General features: G+C 38.7%; 18 protein-coding genes and 1 other annotated feature. Of the genes, 2 read left to right on the plus strand and 16 right to left on the minus strand.

Annotation, left to right across the window (positions count from 1 at the left end):
* Nucleotides 1–180 precede the first annotated feature (180 nt).
* A complete protein-coding gene (locus EDD71_RS10105; protein WP_133628620.1) occupies nt 181–4,455 on the minus strand; it encodes a 2-hydroxyacyl-CoA dehydratase in 4,275 nt (1,424 codons plus the stop codon).
* Nucleotides 4,456–4,957: 502 nt separating this feature from the next.
* A complete protein-coding gene (locus tag EDD71_RS10110) occupies nt 4,958–5,335 on the minus strand; it encodes a hypothetical protein (RefSeq protein ID WP_133628621.1) in 378 nt (125 codons plus the stop codon).
* Between the two features lie 231 nt (nt 5,336–5,566).
* Between EDD71_RS10110 and mgtE the strand changes: the two genes are divergently transcribed.
* Complete coding sequence (gene mgtE, locus EDD71_RS10115) at nt 5,567–6,910, plus strand: magnesium transporter (protein WP_133628622.1); 1,344 nt, start codon at nt 5,567–5,569, stop codon at nt 6,908–6,910.
* A 35-nt stretch (nt 6,911–6,945) separates the two neighbouring features.
* Here the strand turns inward: mgtE and asnS are convergent, their stop codons facing one another.
* From asnS to EDD71_RS15380, 4 genes are all read right to left on the minus strand, one after another.
* Nucleotides 6,946–8,337, minus strand: coding sequence for an asparagine--tRNA ligase (gene asnS / locus EDD71_RS10120; RefSeq protein ID WP_133628623.1), 1,392 nt, complete (start codon nt 8,335–8,337; stop codon nt 6,946–6,948).
* Between the two features lie 67 nt (nt 8,338–8,404).
* Nucleotides 8,405–8,639 (minus strand) — a binding site (T-box leader).
* Between the two features lie 62 nt (nt 8,640–8,701).
* Nucleotides 8,702–9,841, minus strand: coding sequence for a DUF362 domain-containing protein (locus EDD71_RS10125; RefSeq protein WP_133628624.1), 1,140 nt, complete (start codon nt 9,839–9,841; stop codon nt 8,702–8,704).
* A 172-nt stretch (nt 9,842–10,013) separates the two neighbouring features.
* Nucleotides 10,014–10,178 carry a hypothetical protein gene (locus EDD71_RS15375; RefSeq protein WP_166636438.1) on the minus strand — a complete coding sequence of 55 codons (165 nt, stop codon included), beginning with the start codon at nt 10,176–10,178 and terminating at the stop codon, nt 10,014–10,016.
* A gap of 26 nt (nt 10,179–10,204) precedes the next feature.
* Nucleotides 10,205–10,345 (minus strand): hypothetical protein, encoded by a 141-nt coding sequence (locus tag EDD71_RS15380; protein ID WP_166636434.1) that lies wholly within the window; start codon nt 10,343–10,345, stop codon nt 10,205–10,207.
* Nucleotides 10,346–10,481: 136 nt separating this feature from the next.
* Here EDD71_RS15380 and EDD71_RS10130 point away from each other — a divergent pair, with 136 nt between their 5' ends.
* Nucleotides 10,482–10,835 (plus strand): DUF2512 family protein, encoded by a 354-nt coding sequence (locus EDD71_RS10130; RefSeq protein WP_133628625.1) that lies wholly within the window; start codon nt 10,482–10,484, stop codon nt 10,833–10,835.
* Between the two features lie 10 nt (nt 10,836–10,845).
* On the opposite strand, the gene hsp18 is transcribed toward EDD71_RS10130, so the two are convergent.
* From hsp18 to EDD71_RS10180, 10 genes are all read right to left on the minus strand, one after another.
* On the minus strand, nt 10,846–11,286 hold the full coding sequence (hsp18, locus tag EDD71_RS10135; protein ID WP_133628626.1) for a heat shock protein Hsp18: 441 nt from the start codon (nt 11,284–11,286) through the stop codon (nt 10,846–10,848).
* 156 nt (nt 11,287–11,442) lie between these two features.
* On the minus strand, nt 11,443–11,838 hold the full coding sequence (locus EDD71_RS10140; protein WP_133628627.1) for a DUF6438 domain-containing protein: 396 nt from the start codon (nt 11,836–11,838) through the stop codon (nt 11,443–11,445).
* A gap of 172 nt (nt 11,839–12,010) precedes the next feature.
* Nucleotides 12,011–12,649 (minus strand): HDIG domain-containing metalloprotein, encoded by a 639-nt coding sequence (locus EDD71_RS10145; RefSeq protein WP_133628628.1) that lies wholly within the window; start codon nt 12,647–12,649, stop codon nt 12,011–12,013.
* 335 nt (nt 12,650–12,984) lie between these two features.
* Nucleotides 12,985–13,335, minus strand: coding sequence for a PTS sugar transporter subunit IIB (locus EDD71_RS10150; RefSeq protein WP_279233022.1), 351 nt, complete (start codon nt 13,333–13,335; stop codon nt 12,985–12,987).
* Between the two features lie 278 nt (nt 13,336–13,613).
* Nucleotides 13,614–14,942, minus strand: a complete 1,329-nt coding sequence (locus EDD71_RS10155) for a 6-phospho-beta-glucosidase (RefSeq protein ID WP_133628630.1) — start codon at nt 14,940–14,942, stop codon at nt 13,614–13,616.
* Between the two features lie 13 nt (nt 14,943–14,955).
* Entirely contained in the window at nt 14,956–15,264 is a 309-nt protein-coding gene (locus EDD71_RS10160; RefSeq protein ID WP_133628631.1) for a PTS lactose/cellobiose transporter subunit IIA, read from the minus strand.
* 87 nt (nt 15,265–15,351) lie between these two features.
* Nucleotides 15,352–16,086, minus strand: a complete 735-nt coding sequence (gene chbG, locus EDD71_RS10165; protein ID WP_133628632.1) for a chitin disaccharide deacetylase — start codon at nt 16,084–16,086, stop codon at nt 15,352–15,354.
* Nucleotides 16,087–16,121: 35 nt separating this feature from the next.
* Nucleotides 16,122–17,450: a PTS cellobiose transporter subunit IIC gene (gene celB / locus EDD71_RS10170; RefSeq protein WP_133628633.1), complete on the minus strand. Its 1,329-nt coding sequence runs from the start codon at nt 17,448–17,450 to the stop codon at nt 16,122–16,124.
* A 38-nt stretch (nt 17,451–17,488) separates the two neighbouring features.
* Nucleotides 17,489–17,794 carry a PTS sugar transporter subunit IIB gene (locus EDD71_RS10175; protein ID WP_133628634.1) on the minus strand — a complete coding sequence of 102 codons (306 nt, stop codon included), beginning with the start codon at nt 17,792–17,794 and terminating at the stop codon, nt 17,489–17,491.
* A 323-nt stretch (nt 17,795–18,117) separates the two neighbouring features.
* Nucleotides 18,118–20,799 (minus strand): sigma-54-dependent transcriptional regulator, encoded by a 2,682-nt coding sequence (locus tag EDD71_RS10180; RefSeq protein ID WP_133628635.1) that lies wholly within the window; start codon nt 20,797–20,799, stop codon nt 18,118–18,120.
* Nucleotides 20,800–20,921 lie beyond the last annotated feature (122 nt).

A 20,921-nucleotide genomic window follows, 5' to 3' on the forward strand; every position in this document is an offset into this window, starting at 1 on the left:
ATTATATCATAATTTTTTTTAAAAATTGTTATTCTTTTTATTTTATTGAATATAAATTTCTAAAAATATCATAACATATGAAAAAATTTTTTAACCCTTCTGTATCAAGGGAAATAAAACAGGATAAAAAATACACCATTTCATTTAGAAATGATGTATTTTTACTATATATAAAATAGACTAACTCTCCCTTGTTGCTGCAACATCCTCATTGTGTAGCTTTTCTATCGTTTTATCCTTTTCAAGAGCCTTAAACGCCGCTGAAAGCATGAGCTTAATCCTATTTAGCTGATTTACTTCACTTGCCCCGGGGTCATAGTCAACTGCAGCGATATTGGCCATAGGATAGATACTCTTTAGCTTTTTTATGACTCCCTTTCCAGTTACATGGTTTGGAAGGCATGCAAAGGGCTGCATACATAGTATGTTGTGTACTCCGCTCTCTATGAGCTCAACCATTTCAGCCGTCAGGAACCACCCTTCTCCAGTCTGGTTTCCAATTGAGATTATGGTCGACGCAAGCTCTGCAAGGTGCTCAATTCTCCTTGGAGGTTCAAACCTTTTACTTTTTTTCAGAGCAGATTTCATTTCCTTCCTGTAGAACTCTATTCCCTCGACTAAAAGCTTTCCAATTATCTTAGACTTTTTACTTCCCGCAAGATAATTATATTTGAAATCATTATTAAAAGCGCTGTACAGGAAAAAATCAGTAAGGTCGGGAACAACGGCTTCTGCTCCTTCCCTTTCAATCATCTCAACAACGTTGTTATTGGCGGTTGGATGGAACTTAACAAGTATTTCTCCTACAAGTCCAACCCTTGGCTTTTTAATATCATTTATCTCAAGGCTGTCAAAATCCTTTACTATGCCTTTAACGTATTCCTTAAACTGTTTTCTATTTCCTCTTCTTACAGACTCTTTACATTTCCTATTCCATTTTTCATAAAGTAAATTTGCAGATCCTGGAATCTTCTCATATGGCCTTACCCTGTAAAGTACCCTCATAAGGAGGTCCCCGTATACAAGCGCCATCATAGCTTTATTTAAAAGTCCAGGAGTGATTTTAAATCCCGGGTTTTTCTCAATTCCCACAGCATTTAATGAAATTACAGGAATTTTACTGAATCCCGCATCCTTGAGGGCCTTTCTTAAAAATCCTATGTAGTTTGTAGCTCTACAGCCTCCTCCTGTCTGAGTGATTATCACGGAGGTGTTGTCTACATCGTATTTTCCCGACTTTAACGCTTCAATAATCTGCCCCACAACTATTATGGAAGGATAGCATGCATCGTTGTTTACATATTTTAAACCTTCATCCACGGCCTTTTTATCAACGGAGGGAAGAACCTCGAGATTATATCCCGATGCCTTGAAGGCCTCCTGAAGAAGATTAAAGTGTATTGGAGACATTTGAGGCGCTAAAATGGTGTGTCTTTTTCTCATTTCCTTCGTAAAGACTACCCTCTCCTCATGGGCCTCAGGCCTTTTAAGATTAATACCTGCTTTGTCCCTCTCATCTAATGCAGCCTTAAGGGACCTTATTCTTATTCTTGCAGCTCCAAGGTTATTTCCTTCATCAATTTTAAGCACGGTATATATTTTACCATGCTTTTCAAGTATCTCCTTCACCTGATCTGTAGTTACTGCATCAAGGCCGCATCCAAAGGAGTTTAACTGTATAATCTCAATATTATCCTGCTTTGCAGCAAAGCTTGCAGCAGCGTAAAGTCTTGAATGGTATACCCACTGGTCAACAACCCTGAGGGGTCTTTCAACTTCACCAAGATGGGCAACTGAATCCTCCGTTAATACCGCCATGTCAAAGCCAGTAATAAGCTCAGGTATTCCATGATTTATCTCTGGATCAATATGGTAGGGCCTTCCTGATAATATAATTCCCTTCTTTCCTGTTTTCTTCAGGTATTTTAATGCTTCTTCTCCCTTCTGCCTTATGTCCCTCTTTACCTTTTCTTCCTCCTGCCATGCAGCCCTGACAGCCTGCTCTATCTCCTTTAAAGATATATTAAAGTCCTTGAGTTCATCATAAAGCCTTTTTATTAGTTTTTTCCTATCGTGCAGTGCCAAAAACGGATTCATAAATTTTATTTTCTTAAGCACATCCATGTTGTTCTTTATAACCTCGGGGTAGGAGGTCACTATGGGGCAGTTATAGTGGTTGTCTGCATTTTCCTGTTCCTTCTTTTCATAGGGTATACAGGGATAAAAAATGAATTTAATCCCCCTGTTTACAAGGTTCATGATATGTCCGTGGGCGAGCTTTGCAGGGTAGCATACAGATTCAGATGGCATGGTCTCAATACCAAGCTCATATATTTTCCTTGAAGACATGGCTGAAAGCTCAACCCTGAATCCAAGTTCAGTGAAGAAGGTGAACCAGAAGGGGTAGTTTTCATACATATTAAGAACCCTTGGTATGCCAACGGTTCCCCTCTTAGCCTCCTCCTTCTTAAGAGGCTTGTACCCAAAAATTCTTTTATATTTATACTCATAAAGATTAGGTACGTCCCTCCTGTGGCATTCCTTTCCTGCTCCCCTTTCACATCTATTGCCCGATACAAAACTCCTCCCATCGGAGAATTTATTTATGGTTAAAAGGCAGTTGTTTCCGCAAAGCCCGCATCTTCTTATCTTTGCGTCAAAGTTGAAGGAGTTTAGTTTATCTTCATCTAACAGGGTGCTTACGTGACCTTTTTCGTATCTTTCCTTTGCTATAAGTGCCGCACCAAATGCTCCCATAAGGCCTGCAATATCAGGCCTTACAGCCTCCCTTCCTGAAATGAGTTCAAAACTTCTTAAAACTGCATCGTTATAGAAGGTTCCTCCCTGAACGATTATCCTTTCTCCCATCTCCTTTGGATCCCTTATTTTTATAACCTTTAAAAGGGCATTTTTAACAACTGAATATGCAAGACCTGCTGATATATCTGAAACTTCGGCTCCTTCCTTTTGGGCCTGCTTAACCTTTGAGTTCATAAATACAGTACACCTTGTACCTAAATCAACGGGATTTTTGGCCATAAGTCCGGCCTTTGCAAAATCCTTAATGTCCATATGAAGAGAATGGGCAAAGGTTTCTAAAAATGAACCACACCCTGATGAGCAGGCCTCATTTAAAAGTATGCTTTCTATCACTCCATTGCATACTTTAAGGCATTTCATGTCCTGACCGCCAATATCCAGTATGAAATCTACCCCTGGAAGAAAGAATTCTGCTGCCTTGTAATGGGCTACGGTTTCAATTTCTCCAATGTCGACTGAAAGTGCAGCCTTGAGTAACCCTTCTCCATATCCCGTAACTGCAGAATTTGCTATTCTGCCCTTTTTAGGCAGCTTTTTATAAAGATCCCTTAGTATTTTTACAGCGGAATCAAGGGGGCTTCCTTCGTTGCTTCCGTAGTATGAGTATAGAAGTCTTCCTTCTTCATCGATTAGGGCAGCCTTTGTTGTCGTAGAGCCTGCATCAATACCAAGAAAACAATCCCCTTCAAAGCTTCCCAAGTCCCTTCTTTTTACTCTGTTTTTATCATGTCTTTTTTTAAAATCGTCATATTCCTTATCGTCTAAAAAAAGAGGTCTTAAAAGCGCCACTTCCTTTTCCGTGGTGCTGTTTATGTTTGTAAGGCGTTCCTTCAAACTTTTAAACGTAATAACTTCTTTAAGATCGCATGAAAGTGCTGCACCAATGGCTACAAAGAGCTGAGAGTTCTCAGGAAATATTACCTGCTCCTCCTTTAAGTTTAAGGTTTCTATAAACCTCCTTCTAAGCTCCGATAAAAAGTAAAGGGGACCACCTAAAAACGCTACATTTCCTTTAATTGGCCTTCCGCAGGCAAGTCCACTTATAGTCTGATTTACAACGGCCTGAAAAACCGATGCGGCTATATCCTCCTTTGCAGCACCTTCATTAAGAAGGGGCTGCACATCCGTTTTTGCGAAGACCCCGCATCTTGATGCGATTGGATAAATCACTTTGTAGCCCTTTGCAAGCTCATTGAGCCCTCCTGCATCCGTTTGTAGAAGGGAAGCCATCTGATCTATAAAAGCTCCGGTACCTCCCGCACAGGTGCCGTTCATCCTTTGTTCTATCTGCCCATCAAAGTAAGTTATCTTTGCATCTTCACCTCCAAGCTCTATTGCAACATTCGTCTCCGGATGAAGCTCTTCGATGGCTTTTGTACCGGCTATAACTTCCTGAATAAAAGGAATGTTTAACCACTTTGAAACTCCAAGTCCTCCAGAGCCTGTCGTCACTATAGATATGTATCTGTCCTTGAAGCCTTCATAGGCTTCAGTAATAACATCAACTATTGTGCTTTTTATATCTGAAAGATGTCTTCTATATTTTTTGTATAACAATCTTTTAGTGCTGTCTAAAATTACAAGCTTTACTGTGGTTGAACCTACGTCCAGCCCTAAAAATAAAACATCATTCATAAATTCCGCCCGCCTTGTCAAAAGATAAAGATATATTAATTTAATCCGTTGTGCTAGTTCAGGAGCTGAGCGAAGATAAAAAATATATGAAATTCACATAAAGCGTGCAAATAGAAGTTCTTGGCGAAGGGATGCAGAAAAATCCTAGAACTTTCGTGACTTAAGAGAAGCGAGTTTAACGAAAGTTCTTGATTTTTCAAATCCCAAGCCTTAGAATTTCTTTGCTAAGCGTGCTGGTGAATGAAATATATTTTTTATCGCAGCGCCGATTTATAAATTTATCTAGCACAACAAGTTAATTTAATGTTAATAATGATAGATAGATGATAATCCTGTATATTTTTATTGTCAATATTTTAAGTACCTGTAATTTTATTCAAAAATGTCATACTATATCAATAATTTTATCATTGTTATTCATTTAATACTACTATCTCGAATTTTCGTTGATTTAACAAATTAAAGGACATGCCCCTCGACACGTCCTTTAATTTAAATATGTCTAATAACACACAAAGCTGACTATTCTTCTAACATCAAGTCCAAAATAAACCCATCTTCGTCCGCTCCATCTCCAGCCTGCTATAGTACCTCTTCTTATATATGTGGGCCAAATCCAGAAACTTCTTCCATTTCTCAGCCAGACATAGGTGTATTTAAAAAGGCAGAACCTTAATGAGCCTGGCGAAACAGCCTGTACGCCTAACTGTGTTTGCTGGGGAGTAACAGCTGGTGGTGGGCCTGGCGGCTGGGCTCCCTGACCTGGACCTGGCTGGGTGCCTGGTCCAAATGGCGGTCCTTGAGGCGGTGGAACATATGGTCCCGGACCAAACCTGCAGTAATAACATATTGGTAGATCTTCAAAATCATCGGGATACAAACTTTAACACTCCTTTTTATAGTTACAATATATAGTATGAACTTTAAGGCTAAAATGACACGATAAAAACTTTGTGAAATATTTATTTCCTTTTAATATTTATTTTTCAATAGCAGGCTGTTTAAGGAAAAATATATGAAAATAAAACTGTGGAAAACGACAAAAACTATATAGTAAAGTCTTTTATGAAACTTTATATACTACTCTCCTATAAAAGGGAGGAGGATTTAATTGTCATATAAAAAAGATGTTTTCCATTTAAGAAGCCTTTTATTAGCCCTTGATGAAAAGGAATATGAAAGCCTCATTGAGGACTTACATCCTGCAGATATACTGGATGTTATAAGGCAGTTTAAAGATGACAGAGTAGATATTTTAAACAGGCTTCCTGCATGGATGATTGCATATATTCTAGATGAAGCAGACGATAAGGAAAAGTATGAGCTTTTGAGCGTTCTGCCTAGGCCCAGAAAAAAAGAAATAATAGGGGAGATGTCATCGGATGAGCTAACTGATATGGTAGGCTCTATTACCCCTGAAGAAGCAAAGGAAATATTTACAAATATGGATTCAGAGGACGCAGACGAGTTAAAGGAGCTTTTAACTTATAACCCGGAAACCGCCGGGGGAATAATGGCAAAGGAATTTTTATCTGTAACCGAAAACATGACCGTAGAGGAGACCCTTGAGTATTTAAGAAAGGAGGCTCCTGGTGCTGAAACGACTTATTACATATATGTTCTAGATGAAAACCAGAGGCTTAAGGGAGTGCTTTCGCTTCGAAACCTCGTAATAAGCGACTTAAAAGCCAGAGTTTCCGACATAATGCATGAGCGTGTTATAAGCGTCCCTGTTACAATGGATCAGGAGGAGGTTGGGCACCTCTTTGAAAAATATGGATTTTTAACCATGCCGGTTGTTGATGATAAGGATAAAATGCTTGGAATTATAACCTTTGATGATGTGATGAACATTTTAAGAGAGGAAACAACTGAGGATATATATAGGCTTGGAGGGGTACAGGAAGGTGAAAAGATAACAGGTACAGTTACTGAATCTGTTAAAAGGAGGCTTCCCTGGCTTTTTATAAATCTTCTCACAGCCATTTTAGCTTCCTCCACCGTTAGCCTTTTCGAAGGTACTATAGCAAGGGTTGTAACACTTGCTACTTTTATGCCAATAGTTGCAGGCATGGGGGGAAACACCGGAACCCAAACCCTAACAATAATAGTGCGTGGGCTTGCCCTTGGTGAACTAACATTTGAGAACGCTAAAAAGGTACTTCTTAAAGAAATAGGCGTTGGTGTAAGCACTGGTATTTCAATAGGAGTTACGGTGGCCTTATTGGGCTTTTTTTGGGCTGGAAAGCCTGTATTCGGACTGGTAATTGGACTTTCAATGCTTCTTAACATGACAGCGGCTACACTTGCTGGTTTTTTAGTACCATTAATTTTGAAAAAGCTTCATGTCGATCCTGCCCTTGCATCAGCAGTTTTTGTAACCACAGTTACAGACGTTTTAGGTTTCTTCTTCTTTTTAGGACTTGCAACTGTTTTTATTTCATATTTAACGTAAAAACGCTCTGGCGCCTGCACCAGAGCGTTTTTTCCTTAAAACTCTGCATTTCCTGTGGTTCTTGGGAATGGTATTACGTCCCTTATATTTGACATTCCTGTAAGATACATTATCATTCTTTCAAACCCAAGCCCATATCCTGAATGCTTTGTACCCCCGTATTTTCTAAGCTCTAAATACCACCAGTAGTCTTCCTTCTTAAGTCCAAGCTCCTCCATTCTCTTTTCAAGAACGTCGAGCCTCTCCTCCCTCTGGCTGCCTCCTATTATTTCTCCAACTCCCGGAACCAGAAGGTCCATGGCTGCAACCGTTTTTCCATCATCGTTTAACCTCATGTAGAAGGCCTTAATATCCTTTGGATAATTGATTACAAAGACAGGCTTTTTAAACACCTTTTCAGTAATATATCTTTCATGCTCTGTTTGAAGGTCCATTCCCCATTCTACAGGATATTCAAACTTTTCCCCTGATTTCTTAAGTATGTCTACGGCCTCCGTATATGTTATCCTTTCAAAATCGGAGTTTACAATATTGTTGAGCCTGTCAAAAAGTCCTGTATCTATGAACTTGTTGAAAAACTCCATTTCCTCGGGAGCATTTTCCATTACATAGGTTATAATGTACTTAACCATATCCTCGGCAAGCCTCATGTTGTCCTCTAAATCTGCAAATGCCACCTCAGGCTCTATCATCCAAAACTCTGCAGCATGCCTTGCTGTGTTGGATTTTTCTGCCCTAAAGGTTGGACCAAAGGTGTATACATTTCTAAAGGCAAGTGCAAAGGTTTCAGCCTCAAGCTGTCCACTTACCGTAAGGTTTGTTTCCTTTTCAAAGAAGTCCTGCGAGAAATCTATATCCCCTTCAGGAGTTCTTGGTGTATCCCTAAGATCAAGGGTAGTTACCCTAAACATGGCACCTGCACCCTCTGCATCGCTTCCTGTAATTATAGGAGTATGTACGTATACAAATCCCCTTTCCTGGAAGAACTTGTGGATTGCATACGCAGCAAGGGACCTTACCCTAAATACCGCCGAGAAGGTGTTGCTCCTTGGCCTTAAATGTGCAATTGTCCTTAAATATTCAAGGGTATGCCTTTTCTTTTGAAGAGGATATTCCGGTGTTGAAGTACCTTCAATCACTATTTTCCTTGCTTTAATTTCAAAGGGCTGCTTTGCTCCTGGAGTAAGCTCAAGAATACCTTCTACTACTATGGATGAACTTACCGAAAGCTTTGTAATCTCCTTGAAGTTTTCAAGGCTTTCATCGAACACTATTTGAATGTTTTTAAAAAAGCTCCCATCGTTTAGCTCTATAAATCCGAATACCTTTGAGTCTCTGACTGTTCTAACCCATCCTGAAACCTTTACTTCTTTTCCACCAAAGCTTTCTGCGTCACGATAAATTTGTTTTACAAGAGTTGTTTCCATAGCCTAGCCTCCTTTATATTGTATTTGACAGTATCCAGTTTTTTTATAAACAAAAGCCTCCGTCCAACAAAGGGACGAAGGCATATCTTCGCGGTGCCACCCAATTTGCCAGTAAAGGCCTCTCAAAGTACTTAATAATACTTTCCAGTCTGTAACGGTCTGGCTCCGTCTAATCCTACTCTCAGGGGATTTCGGTTAGAGGCTTTGGGATGTTCTTCAATACAGGCTTCATACTGGTCTTTCACCACCACCAGCTCGCTTAAAATCTACTCTGTATCTACTCTTCCCTTCATAGCCTTTAAATTATATTATATTCAAAGAAAATTATAATATTCAAGGATTATATTGTCAACTGCTTTGACTATTATCTTCCTATAACCCTTCTTATAAAGGGCTTCTTTACATGTATTGCACTTTCCGGGCAGAGCTCCTGGCAGCAGTAGCATCTTATGCAGTCCCTGTACCTGTGTGTTGGTGGTTTTGACTTATCCCCATCATGCCAGTTAACAGCCTTTGGTTCAACGGGGCACATCCTTACACATACTCCGCATTTTACACATTTGTCAGTGTTTATGTATGGCTTTGGAACCAAAAGGTTTCTTACAATGCTCAAAGCCCTTCCAGGTTTATATGGTTTTAATGGCTCCCTATCCACATCAAAACTGGCATCAATAAAACTATTGATATCATCGCCAACGATCTCTATTTCCTCTTTAATATATGTACCAAGCCCTCCCTCTTTTCCCGCTGTAATAGTTGGGACAAGTTCCGGATTTAAATTTACAATTCTGCATGCCGTTGCATCAAGTGCAATGGGATCGGAGGAAAATAGGATAACATTCATCTTCTTTGGCCTTCCTCCCCTTGGACCGTTTCCTTCCATGGCATAAATTCCATCCATTATGAAAAGCCTTGGTTTTAAGAATCTATTTAAATCCACAAGCATTTTTGCAAACTTGTTTATATCAGGAAGCTTAACATGAAACTCTCCCTTTAAAGGTCCAGGTATGCATCCAAACTGATTTTTAACAGCACCTGTCATCTTTGATAAACCATGTGTTTTAAGCTTTGAAATGCTTATTAGCCCATCACTCTCTAAAACTCCCTTTGCAATTGTGAACTTCTTGTTTTGAATCCCTTCCTTAAAGTCCACTTCCACACCATTATGAAAATCAGCCATCTCTATTCCGAGTTCATCTGCAGCTGCTGCAATGCCTGACCTTTTAGCAGTGGACTCCGGGCTGTTATATGCGGGAGAATCTCCATAGGTAAGTAAAACCCCTTCATTTTTAAATATCTCACCCACAGCCTTAAATACCGAAGGATGGGTTGTCACACATCTTTCCGGAGAATCTGTTGATAACAGATTAGGCTTTAAAAGGATCCTTTCTCCCGGTTTTACAAAGCTTTCAGCCCCTCCAATTAGTTTTATTCCCCTTTCAACTGCAGCCTTTACCTCATCGTATTCATAGCTTTCACATCTAATAACCGCTACCTTCGCCATAATACACCTCACCAGCAACAAATATTTATATCATTAATTATAATGCAACTTTTTCCAACAATCTACAATAAAATAGGTGTCACAGCCATAGCCATAACACCTGCCTTCATGCTTTTTCTTTTTTATATAAAACCTTTAGTTTTTATAAATCCTTGCTCAATAAGGAAAATATTTAACTTTCTTCTTCGGTTATATCCTCTAAAACCCTTGATTTTGCAGTGTTCTCCCCATCTGACCTTTTAAGGCTCACATTGTCCGGTCCGAAGGCTAAATTTCTTTTCATCTCATCCCTTATATCGTCCTGAAGAATCCTTCTTCGCTTCTCTCTGTTTTCCATGCTATTCCCTCCAGGAAGTCCAATTTCTACTTAGTAGGCATTCCATCAAAGCTTTCAAACTTAGGGCCAACCGACTTATTGTTCTGCCTTCCCTTTGGCCTGTCTATGTCGTTTTTCTTGTTCTGCCTGTTGCTGGTTTTATTTGTCATATTTTGATGATCAGTCATAATTACCTCCCCTTTCTGTTATTAGATTTCCCTCAGGGCATTCTTTTATTCTCAGATTTTCTCCTTTGTAAACGTACCTGTCATCATGCATAAATTCTCCTGTAAATGAAATTATAATAAAGGGAGGTTGTTTTAGATGACGGGTTTGTTTATTAAATTGATTATTTGTCCACTTATTGTGATGGCTTCGGATTTTATATTCCGTGATGTATATTTTCCATTCTTCTTTCAATCGCTGCTTGTTGGACTAATCCTTGCAGTATTAGCCCATATAATGGAGCTTTTGATACTTGGAAAGGGTACTTTCTGGATAAGCAATGTACTTGACTTCGTGGCAGCCCTTGCGATTGTATACTACAGCCAGTTTTTCCTTGAAGGGGTTGTAATAACTCCCGGAGGAGCGTTTTTAACTGCAGTGCTTTTATTTATATCTGAATATATCCAGCACCTTTATCTGATTAAAAACGGTAAAGTAGAAAAATCGGGGTAAATTCCCCGATTTATTGTATTTCAATCTTTCTTTTTCCCTTGCCCTTATTCATCTTTGGAAGCGTTACTTTTAAGACACCATTTTCAAATGAGGCGGTTATTTTACTCTCATCAACGTTTTCCATATAAAAGCTTCTCCTCAGTTCTCCAAAATACCTTTCGCGCCTTACATAGTCATCCCTCTTGTCCTCTACGATATCCTTTCTTTTAGCCGATATCGTCAGGTAGTTGTTTTCGTAATCTATATCTATTGAATCCTTCGATACGCCAGGCAGGTCGGCTTCGACCATATAGGCATCGTCTGTTTCCCTAAGGTCAACTCTGAAGTTGTTGTTCATAAAATCAAAGGACGGCAAAAGGCCTTCAGTAAAGAAATTTCCAAAGAAATCATCGAAGTAGTTTCCCCTTCTTGGTATACCCCTGTTTCTTCCATATGGAACCATTCCAAACATTTCAATCACCTCACGCAAAAATATTATTAAGCATATCGTATATAGCTATACTTTACTCATACATTTTTATCATCACTATGGGGTCCTTTTATATTTTTTGCTTTACTCCATCATTTTTATACAAAAAACCTCTGAATTTATCAGAGGCTTTAAAATCTATTTGGATCTTTCCCAGTAGATATCTTCAACCATAGCATCTATAACCTTTTCGATGGCCCATACTTCAACGGGGCCGGCATCACCATAATTATCAACGCCCTTTACCTTATCCTCATAATTTACCGTAATGATCACGTTTGCATGATCAGCTACGGGAATTGAATAGTTATCCTTAAGTCCAAGGAAGTTCAGCTTCTCAATAAGGAATGCAAGTCGTTTAAACTCAATTTCATCTACTTTTCCAACATATGTACCTATCTTGTCAACAAATTCCTTCCCTTCATATACCGCAGTCCCATCGCTTTTAAATGTCACCGTATAAATGGGACATGTCCCTGCACATACTGTCCTTTCCATAGATATCTCAGTTATCTTGTCCTTTAGAGTACTCATTAAAATCACTCCCATTCCAGACATAACATCTTAAAAATAACGTTTCACAAATTACCCTGCTAATTATAATTATACAATTAAAATTTTAACATTTAGGAATTGTTATAAAATTAATTATAATTTACTGCCCCTTTTATTTTTAAAGCCAGCAGATAATCGCTGGCTTATTGTTTTACTTTTTCATGCTTTTTTGTATCTTCCTGCATTTTTCAACAAACATTTCGATTCCTTTTTCCTCGTCTCTTCTTTTATTATCGCTCATATTCCCCCTCCCAAACCTGTCACAAATCGAAAGAAGCGCTAATTCATCAAGAGAAACTTCCCTTAGCATCTGCTCCGTATTAGCTGAAGGGGAATTCTTAGCTAAAAATAGAGGCTCCATATGCCATCTTACGAGTGCCGCCACCTTCTTTATGAAAGCCTCATCATCCATGAATTCCTTCAAAAATTCTACAGCCATATCCTTTCCAACCTTCTCATGGTTGTAGGAGGTTATTTTACCCTTTCTAACCCTTGTTGTTGAGGGTTTGCCTATATCATGAAGAAGGGCCGCCCACATAAATACCCTGGGGGATTCACTTTTATCCTTTCTGTTGGCGGCTTCATCAAGCACCATCATGGTATGGTTCCATACGCTTCCCTCAGGATGATATTTTTTGTTCTGTTCTGCCTTTGTCAGGTCAAAAAGCATATTAAACGGGTATTCTCTTAACTTATTTTCATGTAATAGGCTGTTCAGGTATTCAGAGGGCCTTTCATCCTCTAAAATATGTTTATCTATATCGTTAAACAATGATTGGCTATCCACCATAAGACCTCCTCCAATACTGTTTTTTTAATATATATTTCCCAAATTTTATTAAATTAACAAAAACACAAATCAATCCAAAAAAATACGCTGACGGCGTCAGCGTATTGGTGGGGGTAATTACTGATTAAATTAAAGGTGGGAGGAAAGGCAATGCACCTTTCCATATCATAAAGTACATTTTGTTACTTGCTGAAATCCATTTAAGTACTTAATCGTCATCCTTTATCTTAGGAGGGGGGAAATAATAATTATTTTTAAATAATTATTATTATTTTAATATCATTTTATAGCAGCACATTCCACATGTCAAGAGAAATTTATAAAAAGGCTGCTCATTATTTTTTGAGCAGCTTTAAAGCGAAATTTATAACATTTTTACCGTTGAGCATGCCATAGTCTACTGTGTTTATCATTTCTACGGGTATACCCCTTTCCTTTCCCATTTCCTTAAGGCTTGCAAGCTTGTATCTAATCTGCGGGCCAACCAGAAGCACATCTGCCTTTTCAATATGTGACCTTACTTCATCAACTGAAACAGCCCATATCTTTGCATCAAGTCCCATATTTTTAGCTTCTTTTTCCATATTCTGCACCAGCAAGCTGGTTGACATACCTGCTGCGCAGCAAAGTAAAATATTCATGATAACCCTCCTTGCAGTATTATGTAATTCATATTTTACTTTAATAATACGCAATTATTATGCCAAAACACTAAAATTATACAAATTTATTGATTTATCTAAAATTTTCAGATTACCATTTACATGTTTTTAACAGTGTTTTGATAATAATTTTAGTGTTTTATTTGAGTTGTTTAGTGTTTTAGTACTTTTATGAATATTTTTAAAAAGAGTATATCAGTGTTTTACATAAAAAATAGCTTTATGGATCATTACCATAAAGCTATTTTTGTAAATATTCTATAGGTAAAAAAAATATGGAATGAAAATTTCAGCGGTTAAAATTACTGTTCTTTTTTGAAGAACTGTGGTAAATACTCCTTGTGAGCTTCAAGCATCTCATCAAGTATCTTCTTTCCAACTGTGTCTGACTGAACAAGGGGATTTATAGTCATAGCAAGAAGTGCTGTGTTATAATCTCCAGTTACAGCAGCTTCAACCGCTACCCTCTCAAAGGATTTAATCGATTGTACAAGTCCATTTACTGCGACTGGAAGTTCTCCAATGTTTAATGGTTTTGGTCCATCCTTTGTGATTACACAGCTTACTTCAACTGCCGAGTCATCTGGAATCCCCTTTATTGCCCCATTGTTTCTTGTGTTGACAGGCTGAATATCCCTTCTATCGTTATAGATAGAATCTATAAGCCTTACTGCAGCATCGCTGTAGTATGCTCCACCCCTCTTTTCAAGTTGTGGCGGCTTTACAGCAAGGTTTGGATCCTTGTAGAGTTCAAAGAGTTCAGCTTCAACCCTTTGTACAACCTCTGCACGGGTTCCTTCCTTCTTAAGTGCCTCCATCTCCTCTTCAAGCATTTCACTCTTTTTGAAGTAGTATCTGTGATAAGGGCATGGAAGAATTCCAAGTGCCTTAATGAATTCCTTTTCCCAAGCTATGCTTTTAATATTCTTTGGATCGTTTCCGCCTTCACCGTTTGCAAGCATATCTATACATTTCTTGGTAACGTTTTCCCCATCAACATATACGTTAAGTCCAAACACCATGTGATTGAGCCCTGCAAAATCTATTCTAACTCTGCTGTGGTCAACTCCAAAGGCCTTTGCAACCCCCATCTCCATTCCTATCGGAACATTGCAAAGACCAATAACCTTCTTTATATGTCCATACCTTAAAACCGCCTCAGTAACCATACCAGCTGGATTTGTGAAGTTTATAAGCCATGCATCAGGACAAAGCTCTGCCATATCCTTTGTAATATCAAGTATTACCGGTATGGTTCTAAGCCCCTTAAAAAGTCCTCCAGGTCCGTTAGTTTCCTGTCCGATTACGCCGTATTTTAACGGAATTGACTCATCAAGGGCCCTGGCCTTTAAAAGCCCGACTCTAAGCTGGGTAGTTACAAAGTCTGCACCCTTTAAAGCTTCTCTTCTATCAAGTGTTAAATGAATTTCTATTGGAAGTCCTGCCTTTTCAACCATCCTCTTTGCGAGGTTTCCAACTATTTCAAGCTTTTCTTTTCCTTCTTCTATGTCAACAAGCCATAATTCCCTTAATGGAAGTGAATCATACCTCTTTATAAATCCCTCAACCAATTCAGGAGTGTAGCTTGAACCTCCACCTATGGTTACAACCTTAATCCCCTTCTTTTCCATGCTACATCCTCCTTTATGCATAGAGCTTTTCATAAACATCAATTATCTCATTTGCAAGGTCCTTAACTGTTATAGCATTCATGAGATGGTCCTGAGCATGAACCATTAATAAACCTACTTCTGTTCTATTTCCTGCTGCCTCGTTCTGTATAAGCTCTGTTTGAATTCTATGGGCTGCGCCTAGTTCCTCTTCTGCCTTTGCAAGCGCTTCCCTTGCACCTTTTATATCTCCTTTTTTAGCAAGACTTATTGCTTCCATTGCAAAGCTTCTTGCGTTTCCACCGCTTAATATGATTGTCATTACTATTTCCTGATATTCCATTTAATTCACAACCTTTCCTTCAATATTGTCGCAATTGATTTTCAAGGAGATTAAAACTTTAAAATTATCCCCTTAGTTTAGGCATTGCTAAATAGCCTTGTAGTTTATAAGTTCAATGCCGCGTTCTTCAAGAGCCTTCTTTAGGCTGGGATCTGTCAAAACGCTGAGCTCATTTGCCCTTTGAAGGTTGTATGAACTTCCTGATAATACATCCTTATCAACAAATGCTGGATGACACATTAACTCAACGACTTCAAAGTCCCTGGCAGCATCCAGTAAAGTTTTAAGTGTATCAACAGTTAATCCGTCTCCATAGAATTCATGAATGAAGTGATTGACAATATTATTGTAAGCCCTCACAGGCAAGTTATACTTTTCAGCCAGTTTCATCACCACTGGAAGTATTTTTTTCTGTGTATGCACGTGATGATGGCTGTCGAGGTGGGTTGGAGTGAGCCCAAAGGATAAAAACCTTTCTATCTGAGCTTCAAACTCCCTTTCCACATCCTCAACTTTAATCTTGTCCGTCATATCCTTAAGTCTATGGAATCTACCATTTTCATCTACTAAGGACGGCACGTCATTTCTGACGGGCTTTCCCATTGTGAGCACGAGGTGAATTCCAACACCAAGCCCTGGATTTTCTTTTGCCAGGGAGGCTGCATGCTCAGCCCCCGGCATATTTGTCATCATGGTTGTAGATGTTACAACTCCGTTTTTAAAGGCCTCTATAACCCCCAGGTTAACCCCCTTTGAATATCCGAAATCATCCGCATTAACTATAAGCTTCGTAATAATCGCCCCCATTACATGAATACCCATATTGAAATTATTTGTTATCTAATCTCCAATATTTTTTATGCTGCTTCTTCGGACATTTTTTCTTCTTCAACTTTCTTCTTATCCCACATCTTAACGAATGGATAGTATATTGCCATTGTGACGAAGAAGTTTACTATCTGAAGAACAGCACCTGATATCTTTCCACCCGTTGCAAGATATCCACTTATTACAGGTGGGGTTGTCCATGGAACTGCTATACCCGCTGGTCTAGCAACAAGTCCTGTGCTCATGGCAATGTAGGATATAATTACTATTGCAATTGGTGAAAGAACAAATGGTATTATCATTATTGGGTTTAAAACTATTGGCATACCAAAGGTTATTGGTTCGTTGATGTTGAATATTCCAGCACCTATAGAGAGTCTTCCAAGGCTCTTGAGCTGTTTGCTCCTAGCAACAGTTAAAAGAAGCACTACAAGTGAAAGAGTTGCACCTGAACCTCCAATGTGTATGAAGTTATCGAAGAACTGCTGAGTTACTACGTTTGGAAGCTGTGCTCCTGGATTAGCCTGGAATACTGCTCTGTTCTGGTCCATTAATTGAAGCCATATTGGTCCCATAACTCCACTTACCAGGTTTGCACCGTGAAGACCAACTGACCAGAATAGCTGCACCAAAAGTTCTGAGCCAACTGCACCGAATAGGCTTGCTCCAAGAATGCTGAGTGGTCCTGAGAGAACCTTTGTTATGAAGTTGTGCATATCTCCCCATGAAGTCATTTCAAATCCTAAACGTATAACCCATGTTACTGTTATAACTGCCGCTGTAGGTATAAGCGCAACGAAGGATTTGGATACTGCAGGTGGAACTCCTGCTGGCATCTTAATAACTATACCCTTTTGAATAATCTTTCTGTATATTTCTGTTGATATTATCGCCATAATCATGGCAACGAACATACCCTTACTTCCCATAAGGGCTGCTGGGATTGCTCCTCCAACTTCTACCGCCTGCTTTGCACCTTCCGGTGTAAACATAACCTTAAATGGTGTTACAAGCAGGAATGATGCAAGTGATATAGCACCTGCTGATATTGCATCAACCTTGTAGTTTTCTGCAAGTCTGTAAGCAACACCTACGCTTACAAATACCGCCATAAGGTCAAAGGTTACTCCAACTGGATAGAGAAGCTTTGTAAGCCACTTCTCCCCAAAAGTTCTTGCCATAAATTCGTTGTATCCTGGTATTGGTAAAAATCCAAGAATTAAGAATACTGAACCAACAATTATAAATGGCATTGCAAGAATGATTCCGTCTCTTATTGCCTTTAAGTGCTTTTGCTCTGATATTTTTCCAGCTACTGGCATAACCTTTTCTTCAAAGGCTGCTATAAACCTATCCATATCTATTACCCCTTTCTTCTGTATGGTAAGCTCCTTAATTATTTATTAAGGAGCTTTAATGCAAAGTTAACAACGTTTTTACCGTTAAGCGTTCCATAATCTACTGTGTTTATCATTTCTACAGGTATACCCTTTTCCTTGCCTAATTCCTTAAGGCTTGCGAGCTTATACCTTATTTGTGGTCCAACAAGAAGCACATCTGCCTTATCGATGTGGTTTCTTATTTCATCCACCGAGACAGCCCAAATTTTTGCATCGAGGCCCATATTCTTAGCCTCTGCTTCCATCTTCTGCACAAGTAAACTAGTTGACATACCAGCTGCACAACATAATAAAATATTCATAGTTAAAACCTCCTAAGCATATATATTTATTTATTTTTAATTTTATTTAAGTTTATTTGGTTTTGGCATATATATAATATGCAAATACCGTGCCAAAACACTATTACAGCGAAAAAATCATTTTTTTCTATTAAATTTCGACTAATTTTGATATAAAATAAAACAGTATTTTTTAAAATTTTATAGTGTTTTAAAAATATCACTTAGTGTTTCGATATTTTCCCATAATTTTTAAAATAAAACACTAGTGTTTTAGTGTTTTTACAAAAAAAGAACATATTTTATTTGTAAAATATGTTCTTAAATACGTTTACTATATTTTATTATGTGTTATCCTGTAAGAAAAAATTCATTATATAGCAAACCTCATCATCGCTTATAGAAATATCATATTTTTTCTCCAATGACCGTATCTCGCTTCTTATTACTCTATACATATCCTCATGCTGCCTTATATAAGCTTCCTTGTCTATATACTCTATCTTTACATTATCCTGCACCAGCCTATCTATTACATAGCTTATATGAAGGGTAACGCCAATAAGCCTATCCATATCCATTTTTACGTTGAGCTTCGATTCTATAGCCATTACAAAATCTCTTACATCCTTGTATACCTTAAGCCCATCTACATTCTTTAGCATATACTTTAAGGTATCGCCCATTTTAAGATAGGTAGTTTGTGTATCAATAATGTTCTGTATTTTCTTTACTGCCTTAAGATTTAATACCTCCTCAAGACTAAACCGGGGAAGTTTTACATCTATATTAAAGGGACTTATAATACACAGTATTTCCCTTTCCATACTTATTGCATGGAGCCTTGCCTTTATATCCTCTTTTCCAACGAGATTTACAGGTATGACTTCAAAAATTCTGCTGTCAAATTTAAGATGACCCTGCAGGAAGTTTTTAATTGCTGTAGCACTGCCCTCTCCTGTAGTGCAGACAGTAACGATTGCAAACCGTGGTTTTTCCTGGTGCCTTTCCTGAGAATTTTCATCTTCATCGCCATATCCTGATATTCCAGCAACATCTATATATATATCTTCAAGATTGCTTCCCATCATCGCTTTTCTTGTAGCCTCTATAACATGGAGAGTGCTTACCAGTGGTACCACCTTTACAGGTACGTTTAATTCCTCTTCAATTATCTTTCCAAAGGCAGTCAGCGACCCCATATCTACAAGAAACAGAAATCCTGAACTGTTGGCTGATTCCTTGATATATTCCTTAAGCTCATTTAATACATCCTGTGGACTTTTATCCAGAGGGGCATTTATGCCCACAGCATACTTGGCTCCAAGAAGTGTATTTGCAACCTCAGCCATGGATGTAGCGGTGCTATTGCCATGTGCCATTATTATTATGCCTACATTGCTCCTCGGACTTTTTGGCTCCTCATCATCAAGCACGAAGAACATGGCTAAAAATCCAGCCTCGTCAATTGGAAGGCTTATATCAAGGGCGCTTTCAATCATCTTGAGGCATTCTATGGCAACTGCAAACTCCTTCGGATGTTCAGTTCTTATCTTGTTAAGCTGGGGATTTATAATCTTCTTATTTCTTCTTATTCTTTCAATGGTTGTTTCAAGGTGAAGGGCTATTCCAAAGTACACTCTGGAGCTTAGCACCTTATCCAGCTCTTTTTCACTGTACTTCACAATCTCATCAACTATATTCAATATAAGTGGATCTATAACGTTTTTAAGGGTAGATTTGTCTATTCTATCATTTACTCTGTGAAGATATCTCGTAAAATACCCCTCTATATCCTTCTGCATCGTTTTTTCCAGTTCTTCACCCGTTACGCCTCTGCTCATAAGCTCGCTGACTCTTGAATCTATCATTTCATAAATGTTATCTTCTTCATCAATATGCTGCAGAACCAGTTTATCCTGCTCCTTATTAAATATGAAATATCTGCTGTTTATATCTATTAGTCTGTTCCATATCTGCCTGTGTTCAATCTCTTTAAGAAGCCCTTCCTTAATATAGTTTGGCAGTTCAGAGCTGTTAATCCTTACGGACTCCTTTTTATGGGTAAGAAAGTCTGCATATGCCCTTGCACAGAGAAGCTGTATATCGGCCTTAAGCTGTCCTACATTGTTTGGGCAGTTATAGCTTAAAAGAGCCCTCATAGAATTTACAGATACCATTATCTCCCTGTCCAGCCTGTAGGACTCTTCTCTGAAGAAGTTTTTAATTAGGCCAAACCTTTCCTCCATCCCCCTCTCGCTGAGGCTTGGAATCCTTATGATCATAGGTATTCTTCGGGTAAAGGTTCTAAGGAGGGATGACTCAGGATTTTCCGTTGTTGCGGATATGATAAGCACATTTGCCTTTCTCTCAACATCAGTCTCCCCAAGGCGCCTGAAGGTTCCCCTGTCCATAAATGTAAAAAACATCTCCTGCCCTTCTGCCGGTAAGCGATGCACCTCATCAAGGAAAAGTATTCCCCCGTCTGCCTTTTCAATAAGTCCCGGCCTGTCGGAATCTGCTCCGGTGTATGCCCCTTTTTTTACTCCAAAAAGCTGACTTAAAAGAAGCTGCGGATTATTTGCATAATCTGCGCAGTTAAAGGTTATGAAGGGAGCGTCCTCCTTCATCTTTTTCATCTCTATGGCATATTTGTGCATTATGGAGGCAAACATGGTCTTACCTACACCTGTTTCCCCTAAAATCAAAGTATGCATGCCCTTTGGCGGGTAAAGGATAGCAGCTTTTGCCTGCTCTCCTGCAGTTACAAGGCTTTTATTTTCCTTAATCAACCTGTCAAGGGTGGTCTCAAATTCCTCCGGTGCCCCTTCATCTTCTACAACGCTGAAAAGCACAGGCCTTCCTTCACTCTTTTTAACCTTTCCCTCGCTCCAGAGTTTATTTAAATCGCTGCTTACGTTAGCACGGGATAATCCCAATGTTTCAGCCAGAGTTTTAGCATCTATACCTTTTCCATCTCTTGTTAATTCCTTAAGTTTATTGAAAACCAGCTCTATCCTCTTCAAAGGCATCACTCCTGATGAAATTATATTTACGGGAACATTTGTTATAAATCCTAAAAAAGATGCATATTTTAATGTAATTCTACGTTTTCAGACTTTTTCCTTCTTTCTTATTTTAACACAAT

The sequence above is a fragment of the Fonticella tunisiensis genome, assembly GCF_004364155.1.
Taxonomy (GTDB): Bacteria; Bacillota; Clostridia; order Clostridiales; family Caloramatoraceae; genus Fonticella; species Fonticella tunisiensis.